General features: G+C 45.3%; 21 protein-coding genes and 1 pseudogene. 8 read left to right on the plus strand and 14 right to left on the minus strand.

Annotated features, from left to right (window positions below):
- Positions 1-76: 76 nt before the first annotated feature.
- The 5 genes from DW205_RS18835 to DW205_RS18855 form a co-directional block, all read right to left on the minus strand.
- Positions 77-1,096, minus strand: coding sequence for a rod shape-determining protein (locus DW205_RS18835; protein WP_005854830.1), 1,020 nt, complete (start codon positions 1,094-1,096; stop codon positions 77-79).
- Positions 1,097-1,107: 11 nt separating this feature from the next.
- A complete protein-coding gene (gene purH / locus DW205_RS18840) occupies positions 1,108-2,631 on the minus strand; it encodes a bifunctional phosphoribosylaminoimidazolecarboxamide formyltransferase/IMP cyclohydrolase (RefSeq protein WP_005864899.1) in 1,524 nt (507 codons plus the stop codon).
- 1,072 nt (positions 2,632-3,703) lie between these two features.
- Positions 3,704-4,447, minus strand: a complete 744-nt coding sequence (locus DW205_RS18845; RefSeq protein ID WP_005864898.1) for an acyltransferase — start codon at positions 4,445-4,447, stop codon at positions 3,704-3,706.
- Between the two features lie 615 nt (positions 4,448-5,062).
- Positions 5,063-5,413 (minus strand): DUF86 domain-containing protein, encoded by a 351-nt coding sequence (locus DW205_RS18850; protein WP_005864896.1) that lies wholly within the window; start codon positions 5,411-5,413, stop codon positions 5,063-5,065.
- Entirely contained in the window at positions 5,406-5,702 is a 297-nt protein-coding gene (locus tag DW205_RS18855) for a nucleotidyltransferase family protein (protein WP_005854828.1), read from the minus strand. The genes DW205_RS18850 and DW205_RS18855 overlap by 8 nt, the downstream gene beginning before the upstream one ends.
- A gap of 196 nt (positions 5,703-5,898) precedes the next feature.
- Here DW205_RS18855 and DW205_RS18860 point away from each other — a divergent pair.
- The 3 genes and pseudogenes from DW205_RS18860 to DW205_RS18870 form a co-directional block, all read left to right on the plus strand.
- A pseudogene (locus DW205_RS18860) lies at positions 5,899-6,393 on the plus strand (Bro-N domain-containing protein); the annotation flags it as partial.
- 160 nt (positions 6,394-6,553) lie between these two features.
- Positions 6,554-8,170, plus strand: coding sequence for an ABC-F family ATP-binding cassette domain-containing protein (locus tag DW205_RS18865; protein WP_005864892.1), 1,617 nt, complete (start codon positions 6,554-6,556; stop codon positions 8,168-8,170).
- Entirely contained in the window at positions 8,167-10,035 is a 1,869-nt protein-coding gene (locus DW205_RS18870; RefSeq protein WP_005864890.1) for an LTA synthase family protein, read from the plus strand. Before DW205_RS18865 ends, DW205_RS18870 begins: the two co-directional genes overlap by 4 nt.
- A gap of 63 nt (positions 10,036-10,098) precedes the next feature.
- Here the strand turns inward: DW205_RS18870 and rny are convergent, their stop codons facing one another.
- From rny to hpt, 9 genes are all read right to left on the minus strand, one after another.
- Positions 10,099-11,637 carry a ribonuclease Y gene (gene rny / locus DW205_RS18875; protein WP_005854819.1) on the minus strand — a complete coding sequence of 513 codons (1,539 nt, stop codon included), beginning with the start codon at positions 11,635-11,637 and terminating at the stop codon, positions 10,099-10,101.
- A gap of 107 nt (positions 11,638-11,744) precedes the next feature.
- On the minus strand, positions 11,745-12,035 hold the full coding sequence (locus tag DW205_RS18880) for a cell division protein ZapA (RefSeq protein ID WP_005864888.1): 291 nt from the start codon (positions 12,033-12,035) through the stop codon (positions 11,745-11,747).
- Positions 12,036-12,040: 5 nt separating this feature from the next.
- A complete protein-coding gene (locus DW205_RS18885; protein ID WP_005864886.1) occupies positions 12,041-12,334 on the minus strand; it encodes a hypothetical protein in 294 nt (97 codons plus the stop codon).
- Between the two features lie 150 nt (positions 12,335-12,484).
- Positions 12,485-12,685 carry a winged helix-turn-helix domain-containing protein gene (locus tag DW205_RS18890; RefSeq protein ID WP_005854813.1) on the minus strand — a complete coding sequence of 67 codons (201 nt, stop codon included), beginning with the start codon at positions 12,683-12,685 and terminating at the stop codon, positions 12,485-12,487.
- A gap of 122 nt (positions 12,686-12,807) precedes the next feature.
- Entirely contained in the window at positions 12,808-13,497 is a 690-nt protein-coding gene (locus tag DW205_RS18895) for a B3/4 domain-containing protein (protein ID WP_005864885.1), read from the minus strand.
- A gap of 27 nt (positions 13,498-13,524) precedes the next feature.
- Positions 13,525-14,352 carry a peptidoglycan editing factor PgeF gene (gene pgeF, locus DW205_RS18900; protein WP_005864883.1) on the minus strand — a complete coding sequence of 276 codons (828 nt, stop codon included), beginning with the start codon at positions 14,350-14,352 and terminating at the stop codon, positions 13,525-13,527.
- Positions 14,324-15,484 carry a GTPase ObgE gene (gene obgE, locus DW205_RS18905; RefSeq protein WP_005864880.1) on the minus strand — a complete coding sequence of 387 codons (1,161 nt, stop codon included), beginning with the start codon at positions 15,482-15,484 and terminating at the stop codon, positions 14,324-14,326. Before obgE ends, pgeF begins: the two co-directional genes overlap by 29 nt.
- Before the next feature lie 15 nt (positions 15,485-15,499).
- Positions 15,500-16,072 (minus strand): adenylate kinase, encoded by a 573-nt coding sequence (locus DW205_RS18910; RefSeq protein ID WP_005854805.1) that lies wholly within the window; start codon positions 16,070-16,072, stop codon positions 15,500-15,502.
- A 36-nt stretch (positions 16,073-16,108) separates the two neighbouring features.
- Positions 16,109-16,645, minus strand: coding sequence for a hypoxanthine phosphoribosyltransferase (hpt, locus tag DW205_RS18915; protein WP_008778162.1), 537 nt, complete (start codon positions 16,643-16,645; stop codon positions 16,109-16,111).
- A gap of 123 nt (positions 16,646-16,768) precedes the next feature.
- Here hpt and DW205_RS18920 point away from each other — a divergent pair, with 123 nt between their 5' ends.
- From DW205_RS18920 to DW205_RS18945, 5 genes are all read left to right on the plus strand, one after another.
- Positions 16,769-18,280: a bifunctional ADP-dependent NAD(P)H-hydrate dehydratase/NAD(P)H-hydrate epimerase gene (locus DW205_RS18920; RefSeq protein ID WP_005864877.1), complete on the plus strand. Its 1,512-nt coding sequence runs from the start codon at positions 16,769-16,771 to the stop codon at positions 18,278-18,280.
- 694 nt (positions 18,281-18,974) lie between these two features.
- Positions 18,975-20,243 carry a DUF1080 domain-containing protein gene (locus DW205_RS18930; RefSeq protein ID WP_005864875.1) on the plus strand — a complete coding sequence of 423 codons (1,269 nt, stop codon included), beginning with the start codon at positions 18,975-18,977 and terminating at the stop codon, positions 20,241-20,243.
- Between the two features lie 29 nt (positions 20,244-20,272).
- A complete protein-coding gene (locus DW205_RS18935; protein WP_005854795.1) occupies positions 20,273-21,787 on the plus strand; it encodes a Gfo/Idh/MocA family oxidoreductase in 1,515 nt (504 codons plus the stop codon).
- A gap of 21 nt (positions 21,788-21,808) precedes the next feature.
- The gene (locus DW205_RS18940) at positions 21,809-22,663 is read left to right on the plus strand and encodes a sugar phosphate isomerase/epimerase (RefSeq protein WP_005864873.1); all 855 of its coding nucleotides are present in this window, start codon (positions 21,809-21,811) and stop codon (positions 22,661-22,663) included.
- Between the two features lie 97 nt (positions 22,664-22,760).
- Positions 22,761-23,027, plus strand: a 267-nt coding sequence (locus tag DW205_RS18945) for an RNA polymerase sigma factor (RefSeq protein WP_005864871.1), incomplete at its 3' end; no start/stop codon positions are given.

Consider the following 23,027-nt stretch of genomic DNA (forward strand, 5'->3'; position numbering starts at 1 on the left):
TTGAAAATTGAAAAGAACTAGACCTATCGGCTCGCTAATTTTCAACTTTCAATTCTCAATTCCCAATTATTTACTCTTATCGGATTAAGAAATTAAACTTCTCAATATTCTTCAAAGCGACTCCCGTACCTTTCGCCACGGCATGCAACGGATCCTCGGCGATATGGAACTGGATATTCATCTTATCCCGCAAGCGCTTATCCAAACCGCGAAGCATAGCGCCACCGCCAGCCAAATAGATACCGTTTTTCACGATATCGGCATATAACTCGGGAGGGGTTTGCTCCAAGGCACTCAAGATAGCCGCCTCGATCTTCGAGATAGACTTATCCAAACAGTGGGCGATCTCCTGATAAGAGACGGGTACCTCCATCGGTAAGGCAGTCATCTGATTCGGGCCGTGAACCACATAATCCTCCGGAGCGTCCTCCAATACAGTAAGCGCGGAACCCACGTTGATCTTGATACGCTCGGCCATACGCTCACTCACCTTCACGTTGTGTTGGCGACGCATATACTCCACGATATCAGCCGTTAAATCGTCACCCGCCATACGGATTGATTTATTCGACACGATACCACCTAAGGATATGACAGCGATCTCGGTAGTACCACCTCCTATATCCACGATCATATTACCCTCGGGGGCCAAGACATCTATACCGACACCGATAGCGGCAGCCATCGGCTCAAAAACCATGTACACATCACGTCCACCGGCATGCTCGGCAGAGTCTCGCACGGCACGTATCTCTACCTCCGTACTACCTGAAGGGATACCGATCACCATACGTAAGGACGGAGCGAACCAGCGCTTCCTTCCGCTCGCCATCTTGATAAAGCCGCGAATCATTTGCTCGGCAGCGTAGAAATCCGCGATAACTCCCTCACGAAGCGGTCGTACGGTACGAATATTCGGGTGCGTCTTCTCGTACATCTCACGGGCCACCTTACCGACAGCCAGCACCTTGTCCGAGCGAGCATCCAAAGCAATCACCGAAGGTTCGTCTACCACCATCTTATCATTACACGTGATAATGGTATTAGCGGTACCCAAATCTATGGCAACTTCTTGTGTGAAAGAAAACAATCCCATTAGTCTTATTATTAATGTTTAAAATGACGAACACCTGTCTTCACCATAGCCAAACCATGTTGGTTACAGTACTCGACAGACAACTTATCATTGATAGAGCCTCCCGGCTGGATTACGGCCGTGATACCTGCTTGGTCTGCGATCTCAACGCAATCGGGGAACGGGAAGAAAGCGTCGGAAGCCATCACGGCGCCATTCAAGTCGAAGCCGAATGATTTAGCCTTCTCTATGGCTTGTCTCAAAGAGTCCACACGAGAGGTCTGCCCGATACCGCTGGCGCAAAGCTGCTTGTTCTTCACCAAGGTGATCGCGTTGGACTTGCTGTTCTTCACGATTTTGTTGGCGAACAACAGGTCCTCAACCTCCGAGGCTGTCGGCTGCTTATCCGTCATAGGCTCCAAATCCGCCTTACCTTGGATGCTCAAGTCCTTCTCCTGCATCAAGACACCATTCAATAAAGAACGGAACTGCATCGGGCAAGTCTTGCAATCCTTACGGATCAAGATGATACGGTTCTTCTTCTGTTGAAGTACCTCCAATGCGTCAGCGTCGTAAGCCGGGGCGATAATCACCTCGAAGAAAATCTTGTTGATTTCCTCGGCCACTTCCTTGTTAATCGTAGTATTCGTGATCAAGATGCCACCGAAAGCGGAAACCGGGTCACCAGCCAAAGCCTCTTTCCAAGCCTCAACCACATTACCGCGGGAAGCGATACCGCAAGCATTATTATGTTTTAAGATAGCGAACGTCAGCTCGTCGAACTCATCGATCAAGTTCACGGCAGCGTCGATATCTAATAAGTTGTTGTAAGAAATCTCTTTTCCATGGATTTGATCGAACATATCGTTAAACTTACCATAGAACTTAGCGGCTTGATGAGGATTCTCGCCATAACGCAAATGCATCGGACTATCTACCGTTGCACGGAAATGGGAACCTTTGCGGCCATCAAAATAATTGAAGATAGCGGAGTCGTAACCCGAGGAAACGGCGAACGCCTCTTTGGCGAACCATCTACGATCCTCGATGCTTGTCTCAGCGCCCTTCTCGTTCAAAAGATCCATCAACGGCTGGTATTGAGCCTTGGAAGCTACGATTACCACATCCTTGAAGTTCTTTGCGGCGGCACGTATCAAAGAGATACCGCCTATATCTATTTTCTCAATAATTGCTTGTTCCTCAGCGCCGGAAGCGACAGTCTCCTCGAAAGGATATAGGTCAACGATAACCAAGTCAATCTCCGGGATCTCATATTCAGCTAATTGTTTCTGGTCATTCTCGTTCTCACGGCGAGCCAAGATACCACCGAATACCTTCGGATGAAGCGTCTTCACACGACCGCCCAAAATAGACGGATAAGAAGTCAAGTCCTCTACCGCATCACAAGGCAAACCCAATGACTCGATAAATGATTGAGTACCACCTGTTGATACAAAGCTCACACCCTCGCTATGCAATTTCTTTAGGATTTCGTCCAGCCCGTCTTTGTGAAACACAGAGACCAAGGCACGTTTCATTCGTTTCGTTGCAGCCATCTTTCTATTTTCGTTTACTTTAATGTTTTAGAGCACAAAAGTAGATATTTATTTCCAATCCAGCCTTATTATTCAGATAAAAACAAGGCAACCATACCAAATTTCATCCATAGCCAAAGAAACATGAATCCATCGCACATGATACGGGAGACGGGGCACGCCCCATCTCTACAACCTATGACATTGCCCTAAGATAATGAGATTTCCTTTGTTAATAATAGAAGATCGCCCAATTTGACATTCTGACATTTTGTATTCTAAAGCTCCAGAGAATCGAATATTTCGCCCCAGAGTACAGTCGGTTTCCATATTTGAGAATAAAAATCAGCAATTAGTTATCTTTCAAGGACATATCATTTTTGGAGCTTTTATTCTAGCGAGGATTCCCGTCTCTTATCACCCTCAAACATACAAACAATAGACTTCTTATTCGAAAACAATAGACTTTTCACTCGAAAACAATAGTGTTTCGCTCCGAAAACAATAGCATTCGCAGTCGAAAGCAACTAACAACGCCGCCGTAAACACCCTACAACTGGATCGTAACAACCTTACAATGCCTATCCGCAGACCCGAAAACCGGCAAAAACCGACCTTTTTCGCTCTCCTTTCCCTCCAGTTCACCCTGCCTATAAAAAGGCATTGTCAGCGTAAAACGCCAATCCTGACCAAATAGTCATAACAAAGCGCCTCCCACTGACAAGTCATCACCCCACAGAAAGCTATCGGCCTCCCGTGATTGCAGAGAGAAGCCTAGGTAGGAAGCGCCGAAGCATGGCATAGAAAGCCAAGCAGATCAAAATAGCTCCCAAAGCAACCCCGAAGTAAATCCCAATAATCGCCCATTCTGCAGAAGACCGGAAGAACCATAATATCAATCGATATATAAAGATCTGCACGATAACATGAGAGGCAAAGACAAAGAAACTAGCCCCCTCCAAGAAGGAGTTAGTCCGCCAAAGAGCCTTTTCCAATCCATACGCCGAAAGAGAGATCGCAAAGACACAGCCCACAAGAATGCCTACATTATGCACATAAACATTCCATCCTAATTCCTTTGAAAGAAGATCCGCTAAAGCCAAAACCACATAAAGCAATGCCGCCCCCGTAATAAAGGACGCGTCTCCACTACAAAATTCCGCCGATGCACGCTATAGAAAGCACCAAGCGAGAAAAAGAACCAAGCGGTCGGACTTAAACCCGGCGAACTGACCCCATCGTAAATGAGCCAAAGAAAGCCAAGTAGCGCTAACGCATATTGCCGTAAATAGCGTACCATAGCATACACCAATGGCGAGAATACCACCAATACCATCAAATCACGGATAAACCACAACGGATAGTTGATCGGCATCGGCATTCCTCCCGGCTCACTAGGTTCTCTCGCCCAAAAGATATCCCACCAATCACACCATCCGTTATCCAGCACAGGTTTAGCCTCACCGGAAAGCACAGATGGAAACAAAAGTTCTATCAAGAGGTGCAAACCCACCAATGCTCCATTCCAAAATAGATAAGGCAACAGCAAGGTTTGTGCCCGCTTTCGCAATTTAGAGCCATACATAGGCCAACTAAAGGAACTCTTATAAAAGAACAGATAACCGGATATCAAGAAAAAAAGGGGTACGGCAGTACGTGCCAGCACTTGAGAAAACAGGTCCGCTATTAATTTATAAATGGGATATTCATCCATTACGGGAACCTTAACACCACCTATCGGCAATTCTTTATAATAGCAATGTATCAATACCACCCCCACGATCAAGGGAAAGCGCAAAAAGGCAATCGTCTTCGATTGCAACTCATCATTTGTCATCGTAAAAAGATTCGTTTTTAAATTGTTTGAAACTAAAAGTGCGCCACGCTCTGCATCTCCATCCAACAGGGAAAAGAATGCAAAAGCGTGTCGCACCCATTTCGAAACAAAATAAAACGGGGGCGCATCCACCTTTACCTTTCTCTGGGCTTTAAGAATAAAATTGGTCGTTTTTCTTCCGGAGAAATGCGGCGAAGCATAAATTAAGGAAATAAGGAAAGAATGGGTTTAAATCATAGGCTATACTATTATGGGGTTAATAAATAAGAGGCATAAGGACACAAAAAAAGGTGTGAACCCTACTTATTCAGAACGTAGAAGGTACGACCAAGCACCCAAGCCCAAACCAAATAAGCACTAGGAACACACCCCGTTTGGGTGTACTCACTATCGAACTTATTTCTTCTTGAGCTTTATTATTTGGTCGTTTTACTACATTAAGAAATAAATAGCAAATACTAATATGTCAATCTCTTATATCTCTATCGTTTACTCTCTGTTTCTTATTATTTCGTTTTTATATTCGCCGCAAATATACGACATAAAACTGTTCCATGCTAGATAAGCACCTACGAAATAGCAGGGTTTCTAAACATATCTAACACAACAACTCTCTCAACGACTCTGTTCTTTCTCTATCACCGCTTCTATTTGAGGTTGCAATTTTGGAATAATATTCTTTGCCACATCCCAAACAATCAGATAATTAACACCCATATAGTCATGAATCAACCGATCTCTCATTCCAGCCATATGTTTCCATTGAATGTCACTCCATTGATATTTAACATCTGCGGGAATTTTCTTAGTCACTTCACCGACAATCTCCAAACTACGGCAAACCGCCCTCTTTAACGTTTCATCCGAAAGAAATTGATACATAGGCAGATCATCCGTAACTACAGAAAGGATGTAGTTACATTCCTCCAATATATGCAGCAAATAAGCGATAGGGGTCTTACACATATTCTACCTCCTTTAATATCTGCTGGCCAATAAAAGGGCTTAACCCTTTAAGGGTGACTATGTCCACTTTCAATCTGTCAAAAAGCTTCTCTAATATCTCACAAGCCAAAAGGAAATTGGAATAAGTCTCTTTATCATCCTCAAAGTCGATCAATATATCCACATCACTACTTTCCGTATTGCTCTCACGAACAGTAGAGCCAAAAAGCCCCAACTGCTTTACACCGCAACTCTGCGACAAAGGCTGCTTTGCTTTCCGAAGAAGAGATATGACAGATTGTTTATTCATTACACAATTGGATATTAATGTATAATGCAAAGATAAGCAATATTTTTCGTACCTTCTCATTTAAACCGCGTATCGTTTGCTTAAATGAGATTAATATACTTACTTTGCGATAAATAAACTTTTAATCAAACTATTAAACTATGGATATACTAAATTCTCATTTACCTTTGTCTATAACTACTCAAAGCAACTACAAATGACACAAAAAGAATCTATCCGCTTATTCGAAGAAAGAAAAGTTCGCGCCATATGGGATGACGAACAAGAGGAATGGTATTTCTCGATCGTTGATGTTATATCTATTTTAACAGATAGCCCCAACCCTCGAAAATACTGGAGTGTATTAAAAACCAGATTGAAAAGAGAAGGTAGCGAGTTGACTACAAATTGTAGTCAACTGAAAATGCAGGCCGCTGATGACAAGAAATATTTAACCGACGTAGCCAATACCGAGCAACTCTTCCGCCTTATCCAATCAGTACCATCTCCAAAAGCAGAACCTTTTAAGTTATGGATCGCCCAAGTAGCGAAGGAACGTTTGGATCAAATGCAAGATCCGGAGTTGTCTATCGAGCAAGCCATGGTCGATTATAAACGATTGGGCTATTCGGATAATTGGATCAACCAACGATTGAAATCCATAGAGATACGGAAAGATCTAACAGATGAATGGAAGAAAAGAGGACTGGAAGCCAAAACCGGGAAAAGCGTTATCTCACCGCTCAACGCCCAAAAGATAATTAGCCTAAAAAAGGGAGAGAACGAGCGGGATGTATGACATCCAATGATAAGATAAACAATATTTTTCGTACCTTTGCATCCTCAATCGCAATTTAATAGGTATACGAAATATGATAACAGTTAACAATCTGGACGTACAGTTTGGAAAACGCATCCTTTTTCAGGATGTGAACATGAAGTTTACACCGGGCAATTGCTACGGTATTATCGGTGCTAACGGGGCCGGAAAATCTACGTTTCTCCGTGTAATCAGCAAGCAATTAGACCCTACCAGAGGTAGCGTTAACCTAGGACCGGGCGAACGTCTTTCCGTATTGAGCCAAGATCACTTCGCGTTCGATGAATATACGGTTATGGATACCGTATTGATGGGACATACGACCTTATGGGAGGTGATGAGCGAGAAAAACGCCCTTTACGAGAAACCTGATTTCAGTGACGCCGACGGTATCCGCGTATCGGAACTGGAAGAGAAATTCGCCGAGATGGAAGGCTGGAACGCAGAGAGCGACGCCGCCAACCTATTGAGCGGACTAGGCATCAAGGAGGATTTGCATTATATGTATATGAAGGACTTGAGCGGTAAGCAGAAAGTACGTGTCTTATTGGCCCGTGCCTTGTTCGGACAGCCCGATAACCTATTATTGGATGAGCCGACGAACGACTTGGACCTTGAGACGGTTTCTTGGTTGGAGAATTATCTCTCTAATTTCGAGCATACCGTATTGGTTGTTAGCCACGACCGTCACTTCCTCGACTCCGTTTGTACGCATACCGTGGATATCGACTTTGGTAAATTACAATTATTCGCCGGAAACTATAGCTTCTGGTACGAGTCTAGCCAGTTAGCCCTTCGTCAACAGCAGAACCAGAATAAGAAAGCCGAGGAGAAGAAGAAAGAGTTGGAAGAATTTATCCGCCGTTTCAGTGCCAACGTAGCGAAGTCCAAGCAGACCACCAGTCGCAAAAAGATGTTGGAGAAGCTGAATATCGAGGAGATCAAACCGTCCTCACGCCGCTATCCGGGAATCTTGTTCACGCCTAACCGCGAACCGGGCAACCAGATCCTTGAGGTGAAAGGATTGTCGAAGAGTATCGACGGACAGGTATTGTTCAAGGACTTGAACTTCTTCGTGGAGAAGGATGACAAGATCGTATTTATCAGTCACGACCCTCGTGCCATGACCGCCTTGTTCCAGATCATCAACGGTGAGGAGAAAGCGGATGCCGGTACGTATCAGTGGGGACAGACGATCACGACCTCTTATCTTCCTCTCGATAACTCCAAATATTTCAATACAGATATCAACCTGCTCGATTGGTTATGCCAGTTCTCGCCGGATACTAACGAGGTATTCTTGAAAGGCTTCCTCGGACGTATGTTGTTCTCGGGCGAGGAGCTCATGAAAAAGGTAAGCGTACTTTCCGGAGGTGAGAAGATGCGTTGTATGATCTCACGTATGATGCTCACCGACGCCAACTGCTTGATCTTGGATACTCCGACCAACCACTTGGACTTGGAATCCATCCAAGCCTTCAATAATACATTGAAGACATTCAAGGGAAATATCCTGTTCTCCAGCCATGACCACGAGTTCATACAAACCGTGGCGAACCGTATCATCGAGCTGACTCCTAACGGTATCATCGATAAGATGATGGATTACGATGATTACATCACAGATCCGGCTATCGCTGAGTTACGGGAAAAGCTATATTCGAAATGAAAAAAAGATTATTATTCATACTAATCGTTTTTATCGCATGGCTACCGGTTTTTGTTATTCAAAAACCGGTATTTATGTTTTATCAGCATGCGTTGTCCGAGGCTTGTACCTTCACGGACTTCCTACAGGTTATGCTTCATGGGCTGAAGCTGGATTGTACGATAGCGGGATACCTTACGGCCATCCCTCTCCTATTGACTTTAGTATCAGTTTGGATTCCGGGCGTTTGGCTAAAGAAGGTATTGAAAGGGAACTTCTTGATCATGGGAATTCTGGTATCCGCGATCTTTTCCGTAGATGTGGCTTTATATAGCTTTTGGGGATTCAGGTTGGACGCTACCTTATTCTTCTACCTACAATCGCCCGCCGATGCGATGGCGAGCGTTCCGCTGGGAATGTTCTTTATCCAATTATTGGTATTCGTGGCATATGCGCTAGGTATCTATGCTTGGTTCACCTTCATCCTCCGGTTCGCGCCAGTAAAGCCTAGCTTTCCACCTACGGGATTGGAACAATTGGGAAGTACTTTCGCCATCCTCTTAGCAGGGGGAATATTGTTTATTCCGATCCGGGGAGGCGTAACTACGTCTACGGCAAATGTCGGCATGGTTTATTTCAGCCAGAACCAGTTCTTGAATCATTCGGCGATCAACCCGTGTTTCAGTCTGATAGCCTCATTGAGTAAGCAACAGGATTTTGCCTCGCAATTCGATTTCTATCCGGAGGAAAAGCGGAAAGCCTTATTCGATACGCTCATTCAAGCCCAAGACTCCTTATGCCCGGGAGATTCCATACCTACAGAGCCTGTCAAGCTATTGACAACGACTCGTCCCAATATTCTCATTATCATCATGGAGAGTTTCACGGCAAATGCTATCGAGGCTGTTGGTGGTGAGCCGGGAATTACGCCGAACTTGAATCGGCTGAGCAAAGAAGGTGTATTATTCACGAACCTATATGCCAACTCGTTCCGTACCGACCGAGGCTTAGTCTCCGTATTGAACGGCTATTTAGCCCAACCCACCACCTCCATCATGAAGTATCCGGTGAAAAGCCAGACCCTTCCATCTATCGCAAAGAGTCTTAACAAAGAAGGATATACGGCGGATATGCTCTATGGAGGTGATATCAATTTCACGAATATGCAAAGTTATTTCTATAGTTCCGGCTACAGCAAGATAACGGCAGACCGTGATTTTCCCTTGAGCAGCCGTCTGAGTAAATGGGGAGCAAACGACGATATCACGTTCTCGCATCTTTACGAGGATATCAAGCAAAGACCAGTCGACGGCAAACCTTGGTTAAGTACATTCCTGACATTAAGTAGCCATGAGCCATTCGAGGTCCCGTTTCACCATTTGGAGCATCCTTATCTAAACTCCGTCGCGTTTACGGATAGCTGTATCGGTAATTTCATTGATACGTTCAAGGAACTGCCGGCATGGAAAAATACGGTAGTCATCTTTGTCTCCGACCACGGATACCGTTACCCTGAAAACATGCAGGAGTACGGACCTTTACGTTTCCACATACCTATGCTATGGCTAGGCGGAGCGATCGCCGAACCTAAAGTGATCGATACGTATGCGAACCAAACCGATTTGGCAGCCACCTTATTAAATCAGATGGGTCTCCCCACGGATGAGTTCTCATTCAGCAAAGATATATTGAATCCTTGCGTCCCGCATTACGCCTTTTATACATTCAATAATGGATTTGGCTTTATAGACGAATCCGGTGTTTCCGTATACGACAATGAAGGGAACAAGATTTTAGTAGAAGAACCTGAAAGCGGAAACGAGACCCGCTTGGAGAAAGGAAAAGTCCTATTACAAACTTTATACGACGATCTGGGAAATCGATAACGACAGATATAAAAAAGGCCGACTTACACAAACCGGCCTTTTTTATTTATATTAAATATATTCTTACTTAGCGTAGCTTACCGCACGAGTCTCACGGATCACCGTGATCTTAACCTGTCCCGGATAAGTCATCTCATCCTGAATCTTCTTAGCGATCTCAGCGGACAAGTTCTCGGTGTCCTTATCGTCAATCTTATCAGCGCCAACGATTACGCGCAACTCTCTACCCGCTTGGATAGCGTAAGTCTTGACAACACCCGGATACGATAAAGCCAATTGTTCCAAATCATTCAAACGCTTGATATAAGCCTCTACGATCTCACGACGTGCACCCGGACGAGCACCTGAAATAGCGTCGCAAACCTGTACGATCGGAGCCAACAGCGTCTGCATCTCCACCTCATCGTGGTGAGCGCCTACGGCGTTGCAAATATCCGGTTTCTCCTTATATTTCTCGCAAAGCTTCATACCCAAGATAGCGTGCGGCAATTCCGGCTCATCATCGGGCACTTTACCAATATCATGTAACAATCCGGCACGTTTCGCTTTCTTCGGGTTCAAGCCCAATTCAGAAGCCATCACGGCACAAAGGTTGGCCGTCTCACGAGCATGTTGCAACAAGTTTTGTCCATAAGAAGAACGATACTTCATCTTACCGATCATACGGATCAATTCCGGATGCAAACCGTGCACACCCAAATCGATCACGGTACGCTTACCAGTCTCTACGACCTCGTCTTCCACTTGCTTCTTCACCTTCGTTACCACCTCCTCGATACGAGCCGGATGGATACGTCCGTCCTGTACCAATTGATGCAAGGCCAAACGAGCGATCTCACGGCGAACCGGATCGAATCCGGAAAGAACGATAGCCTCAGGCGTATCATCCACCACGATCTCAATACCGGTAGCGGCCTCCAAAGCACGGATATTACGTCCCTCACGACCAATGATACGTCCTTTGATCTCGTCCGATTCAATATGGAACACGGTAATAGAGTTCTCGATAGCCGTCTCCGTCGCTACCCGTTGGATAGACTGGATCACGATCTTCTTCGCCTCCTTATTAGCGGTCATCTTCGCCTCCTCGACGATCTCGTTGATGTAAGAAGCGGCTTGCGTCTTTGCCTCATCCTTTAAGGACTCGATCAAACGCTCTTTGGCTTCCTCGGCGGACAACCCGGAGATAGCCTCCAAATGCTCCACTTCCTTCTGATGAAGTTTATCCAAATCTTGCTTCTTCTTCTCCACCAACTCCAACTGAGAAGATAAATTCTCCTTTACAGCCTCTACCTCGTTATTCCTACGCTGTAACTCTTCCTGACGTTGATTCATCGTCAGTTCTCTTTGTTTCAATTTAGTCTCGACAGACTGGATCTTAGCGTTACGCTGTGATACCTGTTTTTCCAAGTCCGCTTTCAAATGAAGAAACTTCTCCTTTACTTCCAGCATCTTGTTCTTCTTTATCACCTCGGCCTCCTTCTCCGCCTCTTGAAGCACGGAGTCGTACTTCGACTTCAGAAGGAAACGCATGCCCAGCCACGCAAGCAACCCACCAATGATGAAGGTTACTATCGGTATGATTATATACATTCCAACCATTTAACTAATAATTTAAGATTCATTTATTTATATACAAAAAAAGCACTACCATCACACGGTCTTACCGTGCAAAGCAGTGCGGAAACTCTCTTCTTACAATATGTATGTTATTTCTTCAGATATCCTTCCAACTCGGTTGTAAGCTCCTGTATCTTATCCGTAAAAGGATTTGTATCATTCCGTTTTTCCAACTCCAGATTATGCATCGAGAGTTGAAAAGCCACCATGGCTAACAAATCTTTCGTATCCACCTCGACCGCAAAATGCTGCCTGTATTGAAGAATCTTGCTGTTGATCTGATCAGCGGCGGCACGCGCCAACTCTTCCTCATGACGTTTGATCGTAAGCGGATATTTCTTTCCGGCTATCACTATATTTATAAGAAATTCTTCGTCCATCGCTTCTATTCATTTAAAAGTGCGATGCACTTGTCTACTTCCCGCACTAATTTTGATAACCGCATCCGGGCGTTCTTCATCTCTTCCTCATTCGTAGAAACAATTCGCGCCGTCAGCATGTTATCACATTTGGCATTCAATCCTTCAATCATATCCTTCGCCTGCCGCAACTCCTCGTCTTTAAGGCTCAAAGCAGCTGTAAGTTCGTCAATTCTACGTTTCTGCTGATCGCATAACGCCATCAAATCACGAACTCTAACCTCAAATACAGCTAACAATCTCTTATGATCTTCGGTCATTTCACACCAAATTCTACACAAAAGTAAGTTTTTGAATTGAATTAACCAACTGTAGACTTAATTATTTTGACAGAAAACGTATGGACAAATAAAAAGGCCGTCCAAAAAAATCGAACAGCCCTCCCTAATTCTTGTAAACGTTCCTCTTGTTTACACTAAAGAAACATACATTTCACCTTCAATCTCCTCGAAAGCTAATTTACCTTCTTTCGCCAACCAACCAAAAGCGGCGTACATATCTTTTTCCGCTTTAATCTTCGTGGCTTTCTTCACTGCCTTAAAACTCATTTTACCGCCTTCATTTAAAACGTTCCATACAAGGCCGGCGTTTGTACCAATTAATTCAATCATTTTATGATAACATTTGATTACTGGGGACAAATTTATAGATTAAATGATTAAAACAAAAGATTATAGATGTTTTTTAGCATAAAAGATGGACATTTTTCGCTTTGTAAACAATATTAACACGGTTATAACGTTATTTTTCCTCTGTTTTCTCGGCATATCAGTTCCGCTTCCACGTTTACCGCTGAGACATATCTTTTTAATAAGTCAACCGAGTAACCACCCGCTTCCAATAAGCCCTCCTTACCGGAATAACCATTCAGAATCATTAACAATGAAGTGGTCGACATTTCAATCTTGGTACGTTCCTCATCGCTGGTAGGCGTTCCGACACCCGCTACTCCATCCCTGTAGACTGGAAGACCGGCGATATTCAATTCACCACGTCCGATACCGTGATAAATTTCCCCCTCTTTTCCGACACCTAGTTCCAATCCGCCTACAATCTTATCCGCGTCAAATCCTCCGATAGAATAACCGCTACGGATAGAAACCAGATTGACGATATCCACCAAGGTATCTATCTTATATAAAGGAAGCCCGCGAAGTATCCGCCGTCTTAACGCCTCGGCGGAAGGGCGATACCGATTCGGGTCTTTCCCCAGACATTTATAAGCCTGACGGGTAGCGAAAATAGGAGTCCACTTATTAATATCCTCTATCTTACAGGTAGAACGGATGTCCTCCTCAACACGGGTTATTTCTTCCCAAAGTCGTTCATCGGGCTCCGTGTTCTTTACTTGGCAAGCGATAGCCAACACGTGAAGATCGGGGCAAGCCTCCGATATCTCAGATGAAAGAGTGATTGAAATCATGTCTATTATAAGTTTGAGCCAATATAACTAAGATTTTTTCAAGCATATCCCGGTAAGGATCCGGCCGCTTTTGACACTGAGGCGACGAGCGGAGAAATAATCCTCATACCGAATATAAGTACAGATGCCAGCGATCTCTATATGCCCGGAGAGCAATCCTGCCTCTAACAATTGTAAACGGTTGGTTTCCCATAGATCGATATGCGCTTTTTGAGTCTCCGCATTACGTCGAAGAATCCGCTCCATTGGGAAGCCCGCCATTTGAAAAGCTTTTACGACTTCCTCTCCCACCTCAAATGCCGCTTGACTGATAGAGGGACCTATTCCGGCAACCAATTGAGTAGGATCGCAATCGTATGCCTCGATCATCAAGCTTGCCGCCTTACGAGCTATGTGTAAAACCGTACCCCGCCAACCCGCATGGACGGCAGCTACCACTTTACGATCCGGCGCATATAACAAGACAGGGACACAATCCGCCGTAGATACGGCTACACATACATCCGGAACATTCGTCACCAAAGCGTCCACGCCTTCCAAACGTAGCTTTCGCTCTTTATCATTCAGCGAAAGGAAAGACGCGTCGATCGCCAATACTCGATCCTCATGGGTCTGATGAGGTATAACCATATTCTCTAGGGAAATCCCGACCGCATCCGAAAGAAGTTCCAAGTTCTTCCGGATGAAGCCCGGATCATCCTCGGTATAAACGCCCGGATTCATCGAAGCGTACGTTCCCGTACTCACGCCGCCATGACGTGTTGTCGTAAAATGAGAAATGTCGCGGTATCCGCTTAACCCGGAGAACCGCGACACCTCTATTTGCTTATTTTCTTGTATCTTCATCTTCATCATCGTCCCAGTATTCCTCGTATACCTCATCCGGGTCATCCTCGTCCTCATCCACGGGGAAGATGTATTCGTTGTCGTCCTCAAATTCCAACGTGCTTACATCTATATTCTTATGGACAATTCGCTCAGCCTCATGGAAATTCTCCTTATTCAGCTCTTTCCATAAAAGGTCTTTCAACTCGACAATACCCAGTCCCGTGATAGAAGATATAAAGACATACGGAATTCCCTCCGGCAAGTCTTGCGACAAAGCCTCGATCAATTCCTCATCCAGCATATCGCTCTTGGTGATCGCCAGTACACGACGTTTATCCAGCAATTCCGGATTATACTTCACTAACTCATTATGCAAGATCTCATATTCTTTCTTGATATCGTCTGCCTCAGCGGGAACCATGAACAATAACAATGAATTACGTTCGATATGACGTAAGAAACGAAGTCCCAAACCTTTTCCCTCGCTTGCTCCTTCGATAATACCCGGTATATCGGCCATTACGAACGAACGGTTATCGCGATAACTCACGATGCCTAAATTAGGCTCCAACGTAGTAAAAGGATAATTAGCGATCTTCGGTTTAGCGGCGGATACGACAGAAAGCAAGGTAGATTTACCCGCATTCGGGAAGCCTACCAAACCGACATCGGCCAGCAATTTCAACTGAAGAATCACCGTACGTTCCAATGCCGGCTCACCCGGTTGCGAATAACGGGGCGCTTGATTGGTAGCCGTCTTGAAGTTAAAATTCCCCAGACCGCCACGACCGCCTTTCAGCAACATCACTTGCTGACCGTCTTCCGTAACGTCGCAAATAAACTCTCCGGTCTCAGCATCGTAAACAACCGTACCGCAAGGAACCTCGATTACTCGATCCTCCCCGTCTTTACCCGAGCTACGCTTCGCACTACCACTCTCACCATTGGTGGCCATGATATGACGCTCATATTTCAAGTGAAGGAGCGTCCAGTAATTCCGGTTACCACGGAGATACACATGACCTCCTCTCCCTCCATCGCCCCCGTCGGGACCTCCTTTCGGAATGTATTTCTCACGACGGAAGTGAGAAGACCCTCTTCCACCCTTTCCTGAGCGGCAATAGATCTTGACATAATCTACAAAGTTCGATTCAGCCATATTGGTTTATTTCAATTATTTTACGTTATTAACCGCCTCTTTGATACGACCGAAGATTTCCTCGATTGTTCCCATCCCTTTGATGGCTACGTGCTTGCCTTCACCTACATAGTAGTCTGCCAAAGGAGCTGTTTGAGTATGGTAAACATCCAGTCTGGATTTGATCGTCTCCAAGTTATCGTCAGAACGTCCGGATACTTTACCGCGCTCCAATAAACGCTTGATCAACTCCTCTTCCTCTACTTGAAGGTTCAACATAACGGAAACGTCTGTTCCACGCTCGTTCAACATCTTCTTCAAGGCTTTCGCTTGAGGGATCGTACGAGGGAAACCATCGAAGATTACGCCCTTAGCCGGCTTCTTGCTATCCAATACATTCGCCAACATATCAACGATCAACTCGTCCGGAACCAATTGTCCCTTCTCGATATAATCCTTAGCGATCTTGCCCAGTTCAGTCTCAGCCTTCATCTCGCCACGCAATACATCGCCAGTAGAGATATGATCCAAACCGTATTCTTTAATAATCAACTCACTTTGTGTTCCCTTACCTGAACCGGGAGCACCAAAAATAACCACGTTCAACATACTATTGTTCCTTTATTATATATAATGTATACTATTTTATTCCACAACCTTGTAGATATCCTTATATGAGCGGCCCAACTCATCATAATCCAAACCATGTCCCACGATAAAATCAGCGGGTATCTGTAAGCCTACATAATCCGGAGTCAACTCGCATTTCAAGGATTCCGGCTTGAAAAGCATCGTTGCCAATCTTACATCGGCGGCACCCTCGCTCCGAAGCTTCTCCATCACGTAGTTCATCGTAAAGCCCGTATCGATAATATCCTCCAATAAGATCACCATACGTCCGCGAATATCAGCCTGCACCGGCATGATCTCATTCAATATGCCCGTACTGGAAGTTCCTTGATACGAGGAATAACGAGCGAATGTCAGCTCATACGGAACATCCAGCTCACGCATCAGCTCGGCGACAAACATAAAAGCCCCGTTTAGCACACCCACGAATAGAGGATTTTTCCCTTCCACATCCGCTTTAATCTGAACGGCCATTTTAGCGATAGCCGCCTGAATATCCGACTCCGGAATAAACAGTTCAAATTCTTTGTCTTTTAGACGAATTCTGTCCATAAATCTTTCGGTTTTCGAGGGGACAAATGTACAACTTTTTCGGCGATGCACAAAAAAGTGTAGCAACATACCAAAGTTTGTTATACATTTGTAAGCAGAATAAAACCCCAGACATCTAGAATTATGATTAAGATATTCGCTACAGACAAGGTAAAGGAGCTCGACCAATATACGATTCAACACGAGCCAATTAGTTCGATCGACTTAGTGGAGCGTGCCGCTACGACGTTCGTCCATGAGTTTTGCCGGCGCTACTCCAAGCAGGTCCGCATCGTGATTTTCGCCGGTCAAGGCAATAACGGAGCCGACGCTTTGGCCATCGCCCGCCTTTTGAACGAGGAATCATACCGGGTAGAGACGTATTTATTCAACCCGACGGAGCATCTGTCCGTAGAGTGTGAGCAAAACAAGCAGCGTCTGCTCGACATGGAACGGATCGAATTTACGGAAGTGGTCCGTGACTTTGAGCCGCCGACGCTAACCGACCGAGACGTGGTGATCGATGGCTTGTTCGGTTCGGGATTAAACCGTCCTCTCACCGGAGGTTTCGCCGCTATGGTCAATTATATCAACCAATCCGAGGCGGAAGTCGTAGCGATCGATATTCCTTCCGGCTTATTCGGGGAAGATAATCGTAAGAATGACTCGGAGGCGATCATCAAGGCCAGCTTAACCTTGACATTCGGCTTCCCGAAACTGGCGTTTCTTTTTCCGGAGAATGAGCAATACGTAGGCGAGTGGAAAATACTGGATATCGGAATCCATCCGGACGCAATTTATGAGACGGCTTCCCCTTACTCATTGGTTACGGAAGAAGATATATCCTATTCGTTAAAGTCTCGCAAACGTTTCGCCCATAAGGGAACGTTCGGACATGCTTTATTGATCGCCGGAAGTAAAGGAAAAATGGGAGCCGCCCTATTATCCGCGAAGGCATGCTTACGGAGTGGAGCCGGACTATTGACCGTGCATATCCCGACCCGAGGCGAATCAATCTTCCAGACCGCTTTCCCGGAAGCGATGTTAAGTCTAGACGCAAATCCTGATTATTTCTCTACGGTTCCCGAGATAGGTAGTTACTCCGCTGTTGGTATGGGACCGGGACTCGGACAGCATTTAGAATCCGCAGCAGCGATCGAACGTATCCTGCAATCTAGCACAAAACCAGTCGTTATCGATGCGGACGCTATTAATATAATGGCATCCAACAAGGACTTATTCAATAAGATCCCGCCACGGAGCATCCTCACTCCCCATCCGAAGGAGTTCGACCGGATAGCGGGTGAAAGCACGAACTCATACGACCGTTTGATGAAAGCGCAATCTTTCGCCGCCGAACATAAGATTTGTATCGTATTGAAAGGAGCTTATACCGCTATTTGTTCTCCGGCAGGAAACATTTATTTCAATAGTTGCGGAAATCCGGGCATGGCAACCGCCGGTAGCGGAGACGTGCTGACGGGTATCATCCTCGGCTTATTGGCGCAAGACTATTCTCCGGAAACTGCCGCTGTAGTCGGAGTATTCTTGCACGGCACAGCCGGTGATCTCGCCGCCGCTTTCCGCTCGGAAGAGAGCATGATCGCCAGCGACATCACGGATATGCTCGGAAAAGCGTTTAAGCAAATCAAATAAATCCAGCAAAAACAACGGACGTTTTTACTCTCGTTTGTTACAATTACTACCGCTATTCCATATATTATACGGACTTACAGTGTACATATAGAATGGTGGTAGTAAATTTTCATGGTACCCCAACGCCTTTTGCTATCACATTTCAACCTTTTCTTACTCACTCGATAAATGTCGGCGATATCTTTTATGACAAAGCTCTGTAAAGTAGAGTTATTGTAACTTTTAAACATGTATAGTTGTATCCCTATCATTTTATAGAAAAACACGTACATGAATTTTTTTAAACATGTACGACTTTTTTCGAAAACACGTACGTGTTTCAGCATAAACATCATGATATTTTCACAATATTGATTATCAACACTTTAAATAAAGCATTCGATTACTGGCTTATTGTAGTATTTTCTGTAAAGAAAAGCTTCAGTCGTTGATACCATAACTATTACAGCAACATTTGGCTACATCATATAATGTATTTAGTGTATCCAAATCAGATATACTGCGTTGGCGATGTTAGTATATATTACTTGGCAAAGTCAGTACTACTGCGTTTGCCGACTAATAAATGACCGATTGCCATACACTTCCGTTAAAATAAATAAAAAAGGAAAAAGAGCTTACGTATCCCTTGCCCCAGAGTTGTCTCATATATAAAACACCGACAAATTTGTATTAACAATAAAGCTATACGTACATGAAAATAACAATCGTATCGTTCGTAATGACAGCTGCTTTCGGTTTAATCGCCTGTGATAACACGAAGCATAACACATTGACCGAACAAGAGAAAGCGGAAGGTTGGGAACTTCTATTCGATGGGGAAACCTTGGATGGCTGGCGGGATTATAACGGAACCGCCTTGACCGGACCTTGGGAAGTTGTAAACGGAACCATCCAAGCGGACGGGCAAGGTAGCGATGCCAGCGGATACATCGTCACCGACAAGGCTTATGAGAATTTTGAGCTTTCGTGGGACTGGAAAATCTCGAAAGGAGGAAATAGCGGTTTATTATATCATGTGGTAGAACGTCCTCAATTCCCGGTTCCCTACGTTACCGGCCCCGAGTATCAATTGATTGATGATATCAATTTCGCGGAGCCATTGGAAGATTGGCAACGTTGCGGAGTGGATTACGCGATGTATTTACCGGACTTCAACACGATAAAAGTACATCCGGCCGGCGAATGGAACAACTCTAAGATTATTTTTGACAACGGACATGTCACCTACTTTATGAACGGGCACAAAACCGTAGAGTTCGATGCATGGTCTGATGATTGGTTCTCCCGTAAGAACAGCGGTAAATGGGCGAACGCTCCTGAATACGGATTAGCGCATAAAGGCTTGATTTGTTTGCAAGACCACGGTTATCCCGCATGGTTCCGTAATATCAAGATCAAGGAACTTCCCCGCAAGACACGAGAGGCTCGTTTATTCAACGGCGAGGACATTACGAACTGGGATAAATACGGCACAGAATTATGGTATGTAAAAGATGGTTTATTAATATGCGAAAGTGGCCCGGATAAACAATACGGCTATCTAGCCACCCGGGAATATTACGACGATTTTGACCTTACCGTGGAATTTAAACAGGAAGCGGATGGTAATTCTGGCGTATTTATTCGTTCCTTTGTAGAAGAAAAAGATGTAAAGGTAAACGGCTGGCAAGTGGAAGTCGCCCCCAAAGGCTTTGACACGGGCGGTATCTACGAATCCTACGGACGAGGATGGTTGATACAGATCCCGGACGAGAAGGAGAACATCCTAAAACAAGGAGAGTGGAACACGATGCGTATCCGGGTACAAGGAGATAATGTACAGACTTGGCTCAACGGAGAGGAGATGGTAAACATCCGGGATGAAAAGATCGGAGCCGGTCAAGGGCGCATCGCATTACAAATACATGATGGTGGCGGCATCAAGGTTCTTTGGCGCAACCTTCATTTACAAACATTATAGAATTATCGTTTTCTTAAAATTTAATAGTTATGAAAAACATTTCGAGAAGAAGTTTCCTCAAGACCGGAGCCGTAGCGGCAGCCGGACTAACGATCGTTCCGGGTTCCGTGCTCGGTAAATCCTTTGGCTATACAGCTCCTAGTGACAAACTGAATATCGCGGGTATCGGTGTCGGCGGTATGGGACGTCGTAACCTCGCCAACATGAACACGGAGAATATCGTAGCTTTATGCGATGTAGATTGGCACTATGCGGACAAGACCTTCAAGGACTATCCGAAGGCTAAACGCTTTAAAGACTGGCGTGTCATGTTCGATGAGATGGGTAAGTCCATCGACGCGATTATGGTAGCCACCCCAGACCATACACATGCCGGCGTGACCGCCCACGCAATCACGCTAGGCAAGCATTGCTATACGCAAAAACCGCTTACCCACTCCGTTTACGAATCGCGTTTGCTTACCAAACTGGCGAAGAAATATAAGGTAGCCACCCAAATGGGTAACCAAGGTAACTCATTCGACTGGTGCCGGCAGATCGCGGAGTGGATACAGTCTGGCGTAATCGGCGATGTATATGAGGTACATTGTTGGACAGACCGCCCCATCTGGCCCCAAGGCTTGATGAAGCCGAACGATACCCCGAAGTGCCCGAAGACACTGGATTGGGATTTATGGATCGGCCCGGCTCAAAAGCGGCCTTATAATCCGGTCTATACCCCTTGGAACTGGCGTGGATGGTGGGACTTCGGAACCGGGGCCTTGGGCGATATGGCTTGCCATATCATGGACCCGTTGTATTGGGCACTCGACTTAAAATATCCGACCAGCGTAATCGGCAGCTCGACTTTGAGTAATCTGTACTCCCCTCCTCACGCACAGATCGTAACGTATACATTCCCCGCACGTCCGCCCAAAGGAAATGTCAAGATGCCGGAAGTAAAAGTCTATTGGTACGATGGTGGCTTGATGCCTCCCCGTCCGGAAGAATTGAAAGACGGGCAGATGATGGGCGACGAGAACGGCGGTATCATCTTCATCGGAACGAAAGGAAAGATCATGACAGGCTGTTACGGAATGAACCCGACCTTATTACCGGTTTCCGACATGGAACATTTCAACCAGCCCAAACCGACGATCCCGAGAGTGAAAGGTGGCAATGGAGACATATGGTCTACCAACGCCCATGAGCAAGACTGGATCCGTGCATGTAAGGAATCCCCGGAAAATCGTACGGAAGCCTCATCCAACTTCCAGTTCTCCGGTCCGTTCAACGAGATGGTCGTGATGGGAGTCTTGGCCGTTCGCCTCTCCGGACTGCAAGGTTTGCATCGTGAGTTGCAATGGGATGGAGAGAATATGCGGTTTACGAACATCTCCCCGAACGATAAGATCAAGATCGTCACGGTGGATGATTTCAAGGTAATTGACGGAGATCCGCGTTTCGACCGTCGCTTCGCCGAGTTTAACGCTGCGGAGATGGCCAACGAATGGATCAAGCATACGTATAACAACGGTTTCTCTTTGCCGGATATGCCAAGATAAACCTTTTAATAACAACCGAATATGATAAGACATATCTATAAAATAATGATAGCGATCGTTTGCTGCCTATTGGCTATTCCAACCGAAGCGCAAACGAAGGCCGAGAAGAACGGATGGCGTCTAGGGATGCAATCCTATAGTTTCCACCTGTTCCCTTTGACGGAAGCTCTCGATAAGACGCAAGAACTCGGATTGAAATACATCGAGATTTATCCCGGTCATAAGCTTGGCGGTAAATGGGGGGATAAAGTATTCGATTTTAACCTCGACGCGCAAACTCAGAAAGAGATCAAGGAACTTGCGGCATCCAAAGGTATCAAGATCGTAGGAACCGGGGTGTATGTAGCCGAAAAGTCATCCGATTGGGAAAAGATGTTCAAATTCGCGAAAGCGATGGACCTAGAGTTCATTACTTGCGAACCGGCTTTAAGCGATTGGGACCTAGTAGAAAAATTGTCCAAGCAATACAACATTAAGATCTCCGTCCATAATCACCCGCAGCCTTCCGAGTATTGGAAACCTGAGAACCTGTTGAAAGCCATCTCCGGACGCAGTCAATCGCTTGGTTCTTGTTCCGACGTAGGCCATTGGCGCCGGGAGGGATTAAACCAGATCGATTGCTTAAAACAGCTCAAAGGCCGGATCATCTCTTTGCATTTCAAGGATATCGCCCCGAAAAAAGCAGGAGAGAATGAGCAGCACGACGTGATCTGGGGCACAGGCATCCTAGATGTAAAGGGAATGTTGAAAGAACTCAAATCCCAGAATTTCAAGGGAGTATTCTCTATCGAGTATGAATACAACTGGGAAAACTCAGTACCGGATATTAAAGAATGTATCCAATATTTCAATAAAACCGCAAACGAAATCTTATAATAGGGTTAGCATTAATTGACAGGCAGTAAGCGTATAGGCCCAAGGAATGTTCTCCTTGCCTATACGCTCCACCTTTCTAATAATACACGGGAATAAAATGGCATCTGACAACAAAATAATCGAATTGATCAAACAAGGAGATATAGCCGCCTTTAATACCCTGTTCAAGTCTGTTTATCTCCAACTTTATATACATTGCCGAAAATTTATCCCCGACCCGGAAGACGCAAAAGACATCTTACAAAACGTCTTCCTCCGCTTCTGGGAAAAGCGTGAGAACATCGATATTCACACGTCTTTAAACGCTTATTTATACAGGGCTATACAGAACGAATGCCTCAATTACCTTCGTTCTACCGGAACT

It is taken from the genome of Parabacteroides sp. AM17-47 (assembly GCF_003434625.1).
Classification (GTDB): domain Bacteria; phylum Bacteroidota; class Bacteroidia; order Bacteroidales; family Tannerellaceae; genus Parabacteroides; species Parabacteroides distasonis.